Genomic DNA, 13,946 nt, shown 5'->3' on the forward strand with positions numbered 1-13,946 from the left:
CGAAGAGCCTTCCTGGGCCATGACCCGCTAGATGACGTGCCGGTTCATCACTTCTCCTCTCCAGGCCCACCAGATCCGTGGGTTTGTTGCGGCGGCGGTTCGGCCAGCGGCCGGGACTGGTCCGCGCTCAGGCCCTTGGCGTGCAGCCAGCACGCGCTGGTGTGTCCCGGAGCGATCTCGATGGCCGCGGGCCGTTCCTCGGCGCAGACCGCCATGGCGAACGGGCAGCGCGGGTGGAACCGGCAGCCGCTCGGCGGCCGGATCAGGTTGGGCGGCGCTCCCCGGCCCCGCAGCGACGGCGGCTCAGCCCGGTCCGGGTCGGGCGCGGCGGACAGCAGCAGCTGCGTGTAGGGGTGGGCCGGAGCGTCGGTGACCTGCGCCGCGGGTCCGGACTCGATGATCTGCCCGGCGTACATGACCGCGATCACATCGGCCAGGTAACGCGCGGACGCGATGTCGTGGGTCACGTACAAGATGGCCAGCCCTTCGCGTTCGCGCAGGCCGGCCAGCAGGTTGAGCACCCCGAGCCGGATGGAGACGTCCAGCATCGAGACCGGCTCGTCGGCCAGCAGCGCCTCGGGCCCCGCGGCCAGGGCGCGGGCGATGGCCACGCGCTGGCGCTGGCCGCCGGAGAGCTCGTGCGGGAACTTGTCGATGTAGCGCTCGGGCGGCGTCAGCTGCACCTTGCGCAGCAGGTCGGCGAGCGCCTCCTCGGTGGCGAGCTTGCCGCGGCCCACCCGGCCGTGCACGCGCAGCGCGCGGGTGAGGTGGTAGCGCACCGTGTGCACCGGGTTGAGTGAGGCGAACGGGTCCTGGAAGATCATCTGGACCCGGCCGCTGTAGGCGCGGAACCTGCGCCCGCCGCGCACCGTGGTGGCCTCGCCGTGCAGCCGGATCGCCCCGCCGGTGCGCGGGTAGAGCTGGGCGAGCAGCCGGGCCACGGTCGACTTGCCCGACCCGGACTCGCCGACCAGCGCGGTGACCCTGCCGCGGCGCAGCAGCAGGTTGACGTCGTCCACCGCGTGGACGGCCAACCGGTCGCCGGAGAACAGGGCGCGCAGCTGCCGACGCACCGGGAAGTGCTTGGTCAGGTCCTCGGCTTCGAGGACCACGTCGGTGGTCCCGGGGGCCGGCGACGTCTCGCTCAGCGTCGTCATCTGGTCATCTTCGCTTCTACTCGGGTACTGCCGGTCCCCTCCCGCCGCCGTGCCCCCTTGCGGTGGCCGCGCGGCTCGTGCGCGGCCACCGCAAGGGGGCTGACGTGGCCGGGTTCGGAGTGCGGCCGAACCCGGCCGTTCAGGGGAGGCGTCAGGACGTGGCCGGGGTCAGGTGCATGATGACGTCGAGCGCCTGGGTCAGCGTGGGCTGGATCGGCATGTACGAGTTGCCGTCGCCGGGCCAGCCGGTCCAGTGCTTGGTCGAGTACTCCGCACCGTAGTTGCCGGCCGAGGTCGGGATCATCGGCGCCTGCTCCACCATGATCTGCTCGATGGTGTTCATCGCCGCGGTCCGGCTGGCATCGTCGGAGGCGTTGGCGTAGGCCTTGAGCGCCGCGGTGGCGTCAGGGCTGCTGAAGCGCCCGTAGTTGCCGGAGTTGGCCGCCTGGCCGACCGGCACCAGGTCCGCGCCGTCCATGATGTTCTCGTACATGTCGTACGGGGTCACGCCGCCGTTGCTCCAGTGCATCGCCGCCTGGAACTTGCCGTCGGCGATGTTGGTGAACCAGGCGTCGGTGTCGGCCTTGTCGATGGTGACGGCGATGCCGATCTGCTTCAGGTTGTCCTGGATGATCGACAGGTCGGTCTGGTAGTCGCTCCAGCCGGCCGGGTCGGTGATGGTCAGCGTGACCGGCTTGCCGCTGGGGTCCTTCAGGGTGCCGCCCGCGAGGGTGAAGCCGTGCGCGGTCAGCAGCGTCGTGGCGTCGGCGGGGGTCTTCTGGCCGTTGACGCCCTTGTACTGCGAGGCCACGAAGCTGTCGCCGGCCGGCGAGGGCAGGCCGGTGATGTTGTCGATCTCCGGCTTGAAGTAGCCCGACTCGCCCTGGTTGAAGATGTCGGCCCGGTTCATCACCATGCCGACCGCCTGGCGCAGGTACTGGTTGTCCCACGGCTTGATCGTGGTGTTGAACCACAGGCCGTCGGCGCTCAGCGACGGCGGGAACCACAGCTTGTAGTGCGGGTCGCGGCCGGCGAAGACGGTCTTGGCGTCCGGGATGAAGACGTAGCTCCACTCGGTGGCGCCGGTCACCAGCGCCTGGGTCTCGGTGTCGTTGCCCGTGTAGGTGCTGTAGTGCAGCTCGGCGACCTTGGGCAGCGCCTGCCAGTAGCCGCTGGTGCGCGCGTCGAGGGTGACCGTCTGCGGCGTGAAGGTCTTGAGCGTGTACGGGCCGGTGCCGATCGGGCTCTGCACGGTGTCCGTGGTCGGGTCGCTCATCGCGGACCAGATCTTCTTCGGCACCACGAAGGTGGACAGCACCTTGGCCTGCATGACGTACACCGAGGTGGTGAAGTTCACGGTGACCTGGTTGCCCGAGGTGCTCACCGAGTCGATCGGCAGCGCGTTGGAGTTCAGCGCCGCGTACTGCTTGAGGATCGAGAAGGAGTACGCGACGTCGTCGGCGGTCATGTCGCTGCCGTCGGAGAACTTCACGCCCTGGCGCACGGTGAAGGAGACCGACTTGAAGTCGGGGGTGAACGTCCACGCGGTGGCCAGCCACGGCACCGGCTGCGACGTCGGGTCGGTCAGGTTCACCATGGCGACGGGCTCGTAGATGACGTACCGGTAGCCCAGGTGCGAGGCCGCCGAAGTGGCCAGGTACGGGTTGTTGTTATCCTTTTCGGAGGCTCCGTCGGGCATGCTGATGTTCAGCACACCGGTCGCGCTTTTGCCGGTGTTCGTGGTAGTGCTCGACGAATTGCCGCCGCAGGCGGTCAGCGAGGCGACCGCCAGGCTGCCCGCCAACACGGCGGTGATTGAGCGGTTCACACGCATGGGTCCTCATTTCGACGTGGCTTGTCCACTGTGCTTGTTCACTGTGCAGCGGCGCGCCGTACGGATGGGGGTCTGCCGCCTCGGCCGACAGGCACGCGGCCGGAGCGGGTGTGACGGGTCGGGCCGGGGGCGTTGGCGCGTCCCCGCCTGACTTGTCATGCGTTGTTGCTGTGCGGATCTGTGGATTCGAGCGTTTGGTCCAACTGCGGTACTGCCTTGCGGTGTCGCTGTTCTGCGGAATCGTCAGGGCGCGTGTGTCACAGTCGAGCCCCGCACGACGAGCGTGGTCGGCAGGACGATCGGCTCGGCGGCCAGGGGCGTGCCGTCGAAGTGGCCCATGAGCGCGCGGGCCGCGGTCTCTCCCATCTCGCGCAGCGGCTGGTGCACGGTGGTCAGCGGTGGGTCGGTGTGCGAGGCCTGCGGCACGTCGTCGAAGCCGACGACCGCCACCTCGCCCGGCGAGCGCAGCCCCGCTTCGCGCAGCGCCTGGATCGCCCCGGCCGCCGAAAGGTCGTTGTGCGCGAACACCGCGTCGAAGCCCGGCTCGGCGTTCAGGTGCCGCGCGGAACGCAACAAGCGCCCGATCTCCGCCCGGCCGCCCTCGAAGGTGAAGTCTCCGTCCACCACCCGCCAGGGTTCCAGCGGGAGTCCGGCCTGCGCGTAGACCTCGGCGAACCCGGCCAGCCGCTCCTGGGTGCAGCCGAGCTCCTCGGGGCCGGCCACCACGATCGGCCGTTTGCGGCCGAGTTGCAGCAGGTGCCGGGCGGCGTCCTGAGCCCCGCCCCGGTTGGTGGTGGCCACCGAGGGGAACTCCGGCTGGTGGCCGCGGTCGTCGATGAGCACGACCGGCAGCCCGCTGCGGTGCAGGCCGGCGATGAAGTCCAGGGTGCCCTCAGGCTCGATCACCAGCAGCCCGTCGAAGGTCTTCGCCGAGGCCTGCGACGCGAACCGTTGCAGCGACTCCTCGCCCTTGCTGCAACTGAACAGCAGCAGGCCGTAGCCCTCCTCCTCGACCGCGTCGGCGACGCCCTGGAGCACCTCGCCGATCCACGGCCAGCTGAACGAGGGCACGAGCATGCCCAGCACGCGTGTGCGACCGCGCGCCAGGCTCACCGCCCCGGCGCTCGGCACGTAGCCGAGTTCCTGGATGACCTGGCGGACCCGCGCGGCGGTGGCCGGATCGAGCTCGCCCTTGCCGTTGAGCACCCGCGAGACCGTGGTCTTGCTGACTCCGGCGCGAGCGGCGACGTCGGCCATGGTGATCGGCACGGCTGGTCCCCTCCTCACGTCGTTGTCAGGCGTTCCCACCAGTGGGAACGGTCGTCCCGGCCTTCGCGGCCACGGCCCGGAACCGATTCCGGAACCGGTTCCGTGGGTGGTATGAAACAGTCTCGCGCCGGGCACGTCAAGCCCGCGTTTACTACGGCAAGGTAACGGTGTGCATGAACGGAAACGCTTCCGCGGTCTGATCTCGCTCTTGACAGCGCCCCTCGCGGACCGGGAACCTTCACTTGGGGAGAGCGCTCTCCAACGGGCTGGGAGGGATAACGACGTCATGCGCGGTGCGGACAGCGGTGACCGGCTGGACCGGCGCTTCGAGAAACGCATCTCCCGACTCGATCTGGAACAGAAGATCAGGCTGCTGTCAGGCGGCTCGGTCTTCCGCACCGCCGCCGAACCCGCGGCCGGCATGCGCGCGATCGTGACCTCGGACGGGCCGATCGGCGTGCGCGGCGAGCGCTGGGACGAGCGGGACACCGCGCTCGCCCTGCCCTCCGCCACCGCGATGGCCGCCACCTGGGACACGGAGCTGGTCGAGCGGCTGGGCCGGATCCTGTCCGACGAGGCACGGCGCAAGGGCGTGCGCCAACTTCTCGCCCCGACGCTCAACCTGCACCGCTCCCCGGTCGGCGGGCGGCACTTCGAGTGCTACTCCGAGGACCCGCTGCTGACCGGGCGGATCGGCGCGGCGTACATCAGGGGCGTGCAGAGCGGCGGCGTCGCCGCGACCGCGAAGCACTACGTGGCCAACGACTCGGAGACCGAGCGCCTCAGCCTGGACGCCCGGGTCGACGAGCGCGCGCTGCGCGAGGTGTACCTCGCGCCGTTCGAGGCGGCCGTCGGGGCCGGGGTGTGGGCGGTGATGTCGGCCTACAACTCGGTCAACGGCACCACGATGTCGGAGAGCCCGCTGCTGGCCGAGCCGCTGAAGGGCGAGTGGGGCTTCGACGGCCTGGTGGTCTCGGACTGGGGCGCGCTGCGCTCGACCGTCCCGGCCGCGCTGGCCGCGCAGGACCTGGCGATGCCCGGACCGAACCCACACTGGGGCGCTCCGCTGGCTGCGGCGGTCCGCGAGGGCGTGGTGCCCGAAGCGCTGATCGACGAGAAGCTGCGCCGGCTGTTCCAGCTGGCCGAGCGGGTCGGCGCGCTGGACGACATCGGGCTGGACGACCTCTGGACGAACGGCACCGCGGCGCCGCAGGCCGCGACCATGGGCGAGGCGCGCGCGCTGTTGCGGCACGCCGTCGCGCGCAGCAGCGTCCTGGTACGCAACGAGGAGGACCTGCTTCCGCTGGACCCCGCGTCGCTGCGCAGCGTCGCCGTCATCGGCCCGAACGCGGCCACGGCGCGCATCCAGGGCGGCGGCAGCGCGAGCGTGTTCCCCGAGTCGACGGTCACGCCACTGGCCGGCATCCGCGCCGCCCTGGAGGACGTCGCAAGGGTCGAGTACGCCGCCGGGGTGCACGTCAGCGTACGGCCGACGCCGCTGACCCCGGACCGCGCCACGGACCCGGTAACCGGTGAGCCAGGGGTGCGGGTGCGCTACCTGGACGCGGACGGCGTCGAGGTACACAGCGAGCGGCGCCTGAGCGGCCGCATCCTTGAGCCCTCGGTGAACTTCAGCTCGCTCGGCGCGCAGTTCGTCGAGGTCAGCGCGCGCCTGGTGCCCGAGGTCGGCGGCGAGTGGAAGGTCGGCGTCGTCGGGCTCGGCGAGGTCTCGCTGCGAGCCGGCGACAGGGTGCTGGTCGACGAGACGGTCGTGCCGGAGTCGGACGACCCCACCTACCTGCACGTCACCCCGTCGTACCGGCAGGTCCCGCTCAACGTCGTCGCCGGCGCGCCGGTGGAGCTGGCCGCCCGCCGCCGGATCACCCCCGACACGGGCCTGGCGGTCGCGCTGACGGCCGACCCGCCGCGCCGCGACGACGATGACGAGTTGGCCGCCGCGGTGGCCCTGGCGAAGGCCTCCGACGCCGCGGTGGTCGTGGTGGGCACCACGGACGAGATCGAGAGCGAGGGTTTCGACCGCGCCAGCCTCGCGCTGCCGGGCCGCCAGGACGAGCTGGTGGCGGCGGTGGCCGCGGTCAACCCGCGCACCGTCGTGGTGGTCAACGCGGGCGGCCCGGTGCTGCTGCCCTGGCTCGACGACGTGCCCGCGGCGCTGCTGACCTGGTTCCCCGGCCAAGAGGCCGGCGATGGCATCGCCGACCTGCTGTTCGGCGCGGCGGAGCCGGGCGGCCGGCTGCCGACCACCTGGGGCGCCGCCGCCGAGGACGTGCCGATCCTGGACACCAGGCCGGTCAAGGGAGTGCTCGACTACGCCGAGGGCCTGCACATCGGCTACCGGGCCTGGCTGCGCCCGCGCGGCGCCGACCAGGCGCGGCCCGAGCCGATGTTCTGGTTCGGCCACGGCCTGGGTTATACGACCTGGCAGTACGAGGCGGTTTCGGCGCCGCGCGCCGTGGAGCACGGCCAAGGCTTCGCCGTCGAGGTCACCGTGCGCAACGGCGGCCACCGGGCCGGGCGCGAGGTCGTGCAGGTCTACCTGAGCCGGTCCGAGAGCTCGATCGACCGGCCGGCGCGCTGGCTCGCCGGATTCGCCGCCGTGGAGGCGCAGCCCGGCGAGTCGGTCACGGCACTGGTCGAGATCCCGGCGCGCGCGCTCCAGCACTGGTCGGTTTCAGCGGGCAGTTGGAGCACCGAGCCTGGCGAGTTCACCCTGCTGGCCGGCCGCTCGGCGGGCGACCTGCCGTTGTCGGCAGCCGTAGCTGTGAACTGACGCTGTGTTTGACTGACGCTGTGTTCGACTGACACGGCGTTGGACTGACACAGCACTCCCCCAAAAGCCGGGGGCCGCCGGTCGCGATCACGCGACCGGCGGCCCCTTTCAACTTCTCCGGGCTACCGGCCCGCTAGTAGATCCCGAACTCGTAGAGCGAGTATCCGTACGTGGTCCCGCGCGCCGTGCCGTACATCCGCACGTAGCGGCCCGATCCGCTCACGTTGAAGTCATCGACGCCGCCGATGCCCGTCGTGGTCAAGTAGATCGTGGTCCAGTTCGTCCCGTCGTTCGAGGTCTGGATCTGGTACGCCTGCCCGTACGCGCTCTCCCACACCAGCTGGACGTGGTGGATCGCGGTGGTCGATCCCAGGTCCACCTGGAGCCACTGCGGGTCGCTCCAGTCGCTCGCCCAGCGGGTGGCCGTGTTCCCGTCCGTCGCGTTGCTCGGCGGGAAGGGCGCGCCGGTGCCGGTGGCCTGGTACGAGGACGCCGTGGTCGTCTTGCCGACGGCCAGGTTCGTGCCGCTGACCGGCGGAGGCACGACCTTGAACGACGCGGTCTGGATGCCCGCGTTGCCCTGGCCGTCATACACGTACACGTCCACCTTCCACACCCCGATGATGCGTGGGGCGGTGATGGTGAGCGTGCCGCCGCTGGCGGTGAAGTTGACGCCACGCTGTGCCGTGCCGGAGTCGATGTACTTGCTGCTCAGCTCGACTCCGTAACGCAGCGGGGCGCCGATCGGGCTGCTGGCGCTCACGTTGACGGTGAACGTGCCGCCTGCGGGCACCGCCGAGGCGTTGTTGACGGTCATGCTGGAGATGACCGGCGCCTGGTTCGTCGGGTTCTTGCCGCCGTAGACGCTGTTGACGGTGTAGTACGACAGGCGCCGCCAGCCGCCGGTGACCAGGTTGAACCAGATGCCGCCGAAGTCGTTCTCCAGCCCGTAGTTGAACAGCGTCGCGCCGAGGGCGACGCCCTTCGCACCGGCGATGCAGTTCCACGCGCTGGAGTAGCCTGCCGCGGACGCCTGGTCGGTGTCCTCCAGCGGCACGCCGTTGGCGTCGTTGGGCACCTCCCACTCGCCGGACGGACCGGTCTCGGTGACGATGTACGGCTTCGTGTACCCGCCGCTGCTCCACGCGGACTGCACGCCGCACACCTGGCCGTAGGAGTTGACGGCCAGCAGGTCCAGGTCAGGCGTGTTGGCCTTGTAGTACGGCCACGCGCCGACCCACGCGTCGGTCGAGGTCACCGGGTGGTTCGGGTCGGCTTGGTGGATGGCCTGGACGACCTGCTCCACGTACTGCGCGTACGCGTTGCGCTCGGACTCCAACTGCGCCCCGGAGTACGTGTTCTGCAAGGTGAGGATCACCTCGTTGCCCACGTCCCACATCAGTACGGCGTTGTTGTTTTTGTATTGGTTGACGTACTGGATGATCGTGTTGAGTGTATTCGTCTTATATGTGGCGTCGGTGTAGTCCTGGCCCTGGTTCAGCCAGAACCCGTTGATCACCTTGATGCCGTTGGCGTTCGCGGCGTCCAGCAGCGGTTGCGTCGTGCCGTCCGTGCCCCAGGTGCGGATCGTGTTCACGCCCGTCGAGGCCAGGTCGGGCATGTACGCGGCCGCGGCGGAGGGAGGCGGTCCCCAGGTGGCGCCCTTGATGGTGTACGGCGCGCCGTTGACCGTCAGGCCCCAGTTGCCCTGGGTTCCGGTGACCTTGACCACGCTCGGGTTGTTCGCCGGGGCGGGCGGCGTGGTCAGCGCCGGGGGCGCGGTGCCGGTGCTCTGCTGCACGAGCACCGAGGCGATGCTCAGCGTGCCGCCGGACGAGGTCTGCACGTTCGGCGAGGTGCAGCCGCAGTCGGCGTTGGGGAACGAGCCGCCGATGGCCAGGTCGAAGATGATGAAGAAGCCGTGGTCCACCGCGGCCTGCCAGACCGCCACGCCCACCTGGTCCTCGCTGACCTGCCAGAACTGCTGGCCGTCGGCGTACCAGCGGATCTGCTCGTCCGACTTGGTGCGGTCGATGACCTCGGAGTAGGTGTGGTAAGCGGTCTGGCAGCCGGCGCAGTACGTCAGGCCGCTGGTACGGCCGCTGTACTCGTTGCACGCGCCGCCGGGTGCCACGCCGCAGTGCAGTGTGCCGGAGACCTGGCTGCGGGCGTTGACGGCCTCCATGATGTCCGACTCGCCGATGGCCGGCCAGGTGCCGCCGGTGCGCGAGCCGGCGCCGAGGGTCCAGAACGCCGGCCAGTAGCCGATCCCGTTGGCCGGGTTGGGCTGCTTGATCGACGCGGAGATCTGGAGCATGCCGCCCGCGGGGGCGGCGAAGTCGCTGCGCTGGGACTCGATCCGGCCGGAGGTCCATGCGCCGTTGTTGTTCAGCGCGGTGATGTTCAGGTGGCCGGCGCCGTCGGTGGAAACGTTACTGGTCGAGTTGGACATGGTCTCGATCTCGCCGGTGCCCCACTGGGCCGGGCCGCCCGGGGCGCTGGTGCCGGTGTCCTCGATCCAGTCGCCGGACGGCGGGGCGGTGTTGGCCGCGCCGGAGAGGTTAGCGTTCCACACCGTGCTCCACGCGGGCTGCGACTGCGTCGGACTCGGCGAGGGTGAGGCTGAGGCCGAAGGCGACGACGACGGGCTCGTGGAGGCCGACGTACCGGTGAAGACCTGGAACTCCCAGATCGAGTAGCCGTAGCCGGTGTTACGCACCGTCCCGTACATGCGGATGTAGCGTCCGGAACCTGAGACGTTCAGCGTCTCGGTGCCGCCGGGGCCGGTGGTCGTGGAGTAGACGTTGGTCCAGTTCGTGGCGTCGTTGGAGACCTGGATCTGGTAGGCCTTGCCCGACGCGGTCTCCCACTGGATCACCACCTGGCAGATGCTCTGCACCGAGCCGAGGTCGACCTGGAGCCACTGCGGGTCGCTCCACGCGCTCTCCCAGCGCGTACCGGTGTTGCCGTCCACCGCGAACGAGGCCTGGTTCCCGCCGTTCACCGACGAGGCCGTCGCGGGCTGATTCAGCGCAGCGTTCGTCGTGCCACAGCCGGACTGCGTTCCGAGCGTTCCGTAGACCTGGAACTCCCAGATGCTGTAGCCGTAGCCGGTGTTACGCACCGTTCCGTACATGCGCACGTACCGGCCGGTCCCCGTGACGTTCAACGTCTCCGTGCCACCCGGACCGGTCGTCGTCGAATAGATCGACGTCCAGTTCGTCGCGTCGTTCGACACCTGGATCTGGTAGGCCTTGCCCGACGCGGTCTCCCACTGGATCACCACCTGGCTGATGGTCGCGGTCGCACCCAGGTCCACCTGCAACCACTGCGGGTCGCTCCACGCACTCTCCCAGCGCGTACCAGTGTTGCCGTCCACCGCGTTCGCCGCGACGTTCCCGGCGTTCACCGAGGACGCGGTCGCCGTCTTGCCCTGGGAGAGCAGCGTGGCGGCGGCGTGCGCGGTACCCGCGGCGGGCGCGACGAGCGCGTAAGCGGCCAGGCCGAGCGTGACCAGGGCGATCAGCACGGCCTGTATCGGTCGGGGTAGTACGTGAAGCGATTTCCTCCGGCGCGTCGCTGCGCCGGAGCGGAGGGTAGTCATGCCTGCTCCTGCCTTGTCGGACGTGGATCTGCCAAGTCGCCGAAACTCGCGTTTCGGGGGGACTGGAGAGCGCTCTCCAATCAGGTGTGCTACAAAAGCTTTCATGAGCAAAGACCGCCCCGCGCCGGGCGCCTCGCCGACGCTCGAACACGTCGCCAAGGTGGCCGGGGTCTCCCGCGCGACGGTGTCACGGGTGATCAACGGAATCCGTAACGTGGACCCGCAGATCCAGGAGTTGGTCCGCCAGGCGGTGGCCCAGACCGGGTACGTGCCCAACCAGGCGGCCCGCTCGCTGGTGACCCGGCGGACCAACTCGGTCGCGCTGGTGGTCTCCGAGGCCGAGCACCGCACCTTCGACGATCCCTTCCTCGGCCGCATCTTCACCGACCCGTTCTTCGGGCGGCTGGTCAGCGGCATCATGGGCGTGCTGCGCCCGCGGGGGGTCGCGATGGTGCTGATGCTGGCCGAGAACGACCAGGCGCGCACCCAGCTGATCGGGTATCTCAAGCAGGGCCACGTGGACGGCGTGATCGCGGTCTCGGCGAGCTCCGCCGACCCGCTGCCCGGGTTGCTCACCGAGGCCGGCCTGCCCGCGGTGCTCTCCCAGCGCCCGGTCAGCCCGCTGCCGATCAGCTATGTCGACGCGGCGCAGAGCGCGGGGGCGAAGCTGGCCGCGGACCGGCTCACCGAGCGCGGCTGCCGGCGGGTCGCGACCATTTCCGGCCCGCTGGACATGCCGGCCAGCCAGGACCGGCTCAGCGGGTTCCGCGACGCGATGGCGCGGCGCGGGCACGCCTACGTCCCGTCGGTCGAGGGCAACTTCACCCAGGAGACCGGCGAGCGGGCGATGAAGCAGTTGCTGGCCGAGTACCCGGACCTGGACGGGGTGTTCGTGGCCAACGACCTGATGGCGCTCGGAGCGGTGCTGGCGCTGCACGACAGCGGCCGCCGGGTGCCCGAGGACGTGGCGGTCATCGGGTTCGACGACAGCAACGCCGCGGTGATGAGCCGGCCGCCGCTGACCACCATCCGCCAGCCGCTCGAAGACATGGCCGCCGAGATGGCCCGGCTGCTGCTCAAGCACATCGACGACCCGGACAGCCCGCCCACTTCGGTGATCTTCGAGCCGACCCTGGTGGTGCGCGAGTCCGCCTGAGCAGAGTCGGCCGAGTCCACCGGAACAGAGGCCGTCTGGACCAGATCCGTACGAGCGCGGATTCTCGAAGCCCGCGCACGTTTCGCAGACCGCGCCGATGTCCCCCGACAGCCCCGGATACGCCGGGATGGCGAGGCGGCAGCGCCGTTCGCACAGGGCCGGGGCACCGGAGCGCATGGCGGGGTCCAATCTCGTCTCGTTCGTTGTTGGGCCCCGGGGCTCGGTGTGCTTGGGGAGTCCCGACGTGCCTGGGAGGTTCCGAACACACTTATGAGGGCATGCCACGCACGCCCTCGCGCCCGCGAGGCGATGTCAGTGCCTGTCAGTGCCCGCCGCACTGGAGAGCGCTCTCCAGTCGGAGATGTTCGTCCCGCGCCCCCGATCTGTCAACGGTTTCGGCATCCGCGCTGGACCGCGGGCCACGCACGAGCCTCCTCAAGCACCTGACGGCACGGTGCCGATGACCTGCCCGGATCGTCGGCCTGTCACGGGACGCCGAACGGCCGGCTTCTGCAACCGGTTCCGGAACCGGTTGCGATCTGTAAGAGCTCTTGACGAGTTCGAGTATCGCGGGTTAAATCACACCGCGAAATAAGCACGCCACGCGATGCGGCCGGAAGGCGGATCGGCCGCATCGCGTGGCATAACAGCACCCTTACACAGCGGCACCACACTGCACTCTCACGCACCGCTCGGCGCTGGCGGTGTTCCGCGTCGCCGGACCGCTCCGGCCCTGCGACGTCCCCTTGTTCACCCACCTGACGGGACGTGAAGTCCCGCACGGAATCAGGGAGCGCCGAACGATGAACTCCTCGCACGGTCCCGACCGCGCCGAGCGGCCGGGCCGGCTCAAGCGCACGGCCGCGCTGATCACGGCAGCGCCGCTGGCGGCGGGCGGCATGCTGCTCGCCGTCAGCCAGCCCGCGCAGGCGGCCGGGCCGGCCTTCCCGGCCCACTACGCCGCGCCCTACCTCCAGGTCACCACCGGTGACGTCGGCGACATGACCGCCGACATGAACGCGACCGGCCTGAAGTACTACACCCTCGCCTTCCTCATCCCGCTGTCCGGCTGTACGCCGCAGTGGGAGGACGGCGGCTACGGGCTGACCCAGTTCAACTCGCAGATCAGCGCGTTGCAGTCGGCGGGCGGGCAGGTCATCATCTCCTCCGGCGGCGCGTCCGGCGGCGAACTGGCCCAGACCTGCACCAACGTCTCGTCGCTGACCTCGGCGTACGCGAACATCGTCAACAGCACCGGGGTGACCCGGCTCGACTTCGACATCGAGGGCGGCACGCTCAGCGACACGGCCTCGACGACCCGCCGCGACCAGGCGCTGGCCGCGTTGCAGCGGCAGAACCCGGCCGTGCAGGTCGACTTCACCCTCGCCGTCGATCCCAGCGGGCTGCCGACCGGCGGCGGCTCGGAGTACGCGCTGTTGCAGGACGCGCAGGCCCAGGGCGTGAACGTCAACGCCGTCAACATCATGACGATGGACTTCGGCGCCGGCACCAACGACCTCGCCGCCGCCGAGTCCGCCGCGCAGGGCACCGCGAACCAGTTGGCGGGCCTGTACGGGATCTCCACCTCCGCCGCCTACGCGAAGATGGGCCTGACCCCGATCGCCGGCACCAACGACGACGGCACGGTCTTCTCGCAGAGCGACGCGCAGTCCCTGGAGGGCTTCGCCGCCTCGAACGGCGTGCAGGAACTGTCGTTCTGGGAAGTCGACGGCTACGACAAGGGCACCGGCTACGCCTACTCGCGCGCCTTCAACCAGATCACCGGCGGCGGAGGCTGCACGACCAACTGCGGCGGCGGTAGCGGTCCCGGCGCGGTGACTCTTGCCTACAACGGCCTGTGCCTGGACAACCGCGCGGCCAGCACGGCCAACTTCAACCCGGTCCAGGTCTACACCTGCAACGGCACCAACGCCCAGCAATGGACCCTGACCACCAGCAACCAGCTGATGGTGCAGGGCAAGTGCTTGGACGTGAACAGCGCCGGCACCGCCAACGGCACCACCGTCGACCTCTACGACTGCAACGGCACCGGCGCCCAAACCTGGGTCCACCAAAGCAACGGCGCCTACCTCAACCCCAACTCCGGCAAATGCCTCGACGACACCGGCTGGGGC

The 13,946-nt window shown here is 70.1% G+C and carries 7 protein-coding genes; 3 read left to right on the plus strand and 4 right to left on the minus strand.

Features of this window, described 5'->3' with window-relative positions:
- Positions 1-47: 47 nt before the first annotated feature.
- From VGS97_RS15035 to VGS97_RS15045, 3 genes are all read right to left on the minus strand, one after another.
- On the minus strand, positions 48-1,157 hold the full coding sequence (locus tag VGS97_RS15035) for an ABC transporter ATP-binding protein (protein ID WP_326854127.1): 1,110 nt from the start codon (positions 1,155-1,157) through the stop codon (positions 48-50).
- Positions 1,158-1,308: 151 nt separating this feature from the next.
- On the minus strand, positions 1,309-2,991 hold the full coding sequence (locus tag VGS97_RS15040) for an ABC transporter substrate-binding protein (RefSeq protein WP_349262144.1): 1,683 nt from the start codon (positions 2,989-2,991) through the stop codon (positions 1,309-1,311).
- A 243-nt stretch (positions 2,992-3,234) separates the two neighbouring features.
- Entirely contained in the window at positions 3,235-4,260 is a 1,026-nt protein-coding gene (locus VGS97_RS15045) for a LacI family DNA-binding transcriptional regulator (RefSeq protein WP_326854129.1), read from the minus strand.
- A gap of 286 nt (positions 4,261-4,546) precedes the next feature.
- Here VGS97_RS15045 and VGS97_RS15050 point away from each other — a divergent pair, with 286 nt between their 5' ends.
- Positions 4,547-7,051, plus strand: coding sequence for a glycoside hydrolase family 3 C-terminal domain-containing protein (locus VGS97_RS15050; RefSeq protein WP_326854130.1), 2,505 nt, complete (start codon positions 4,547-4,549; stop codon positions 7,049-7,051).
- Between the two features lie 133 nt (positions 7,052-7,184).
- Here the strand turns inward: VGS97_RS15050 and VGS97_RS15055 are convergent, their stop codons facing one another.
- Positions 7,185-10,655 carry a discoidin domain-containing protein gene (locus VGS97_RS15055; RefSeq protein WP_349262145.1) on the minus strand — a complete coding sequence of 1,157 codons (3,471 nt, stop codon included), beginning with the start codon at positions 10,653-10,655 and terminating at the stop codon, positions 7,185-7,187.
- Positions 10,656-10,758: 103 nt separating this feature from the next.
- On the opposite strand from VGS97_RS15055, the gene VGS97_RS15060 reads away from it, so the two are divergent.
- Positions 10,759-11,811, plus strand: a complete 1,053-nt coding sequence (locus VGS97_RS15060; protein WP_326854131.1) for a LacI family DNA-binding transcriptional regulator — start codon at positions 10,759-10,761, stop codon at positions 11,809-11,811.
- Between the two features lie 803 nt (positions 11,812-12,614).
- The coding region (locus VGS97_RS15065; protein ID WP_326854132.1) for a ricin-type beta-trefoil lectin domain protein at positions 12,615-13,946 on the plus strand (1,332 nt) is incomplete at its 3' end.

Origin of the sequence: Actinocrinis sp. (assembly GCF_035946395.1) — a bacterium.
Lineage (GTDB): Bacteria > Actinomycetota > Actinomycetes > Streptomycetales > Catenulisporaceae > Actinocrinis.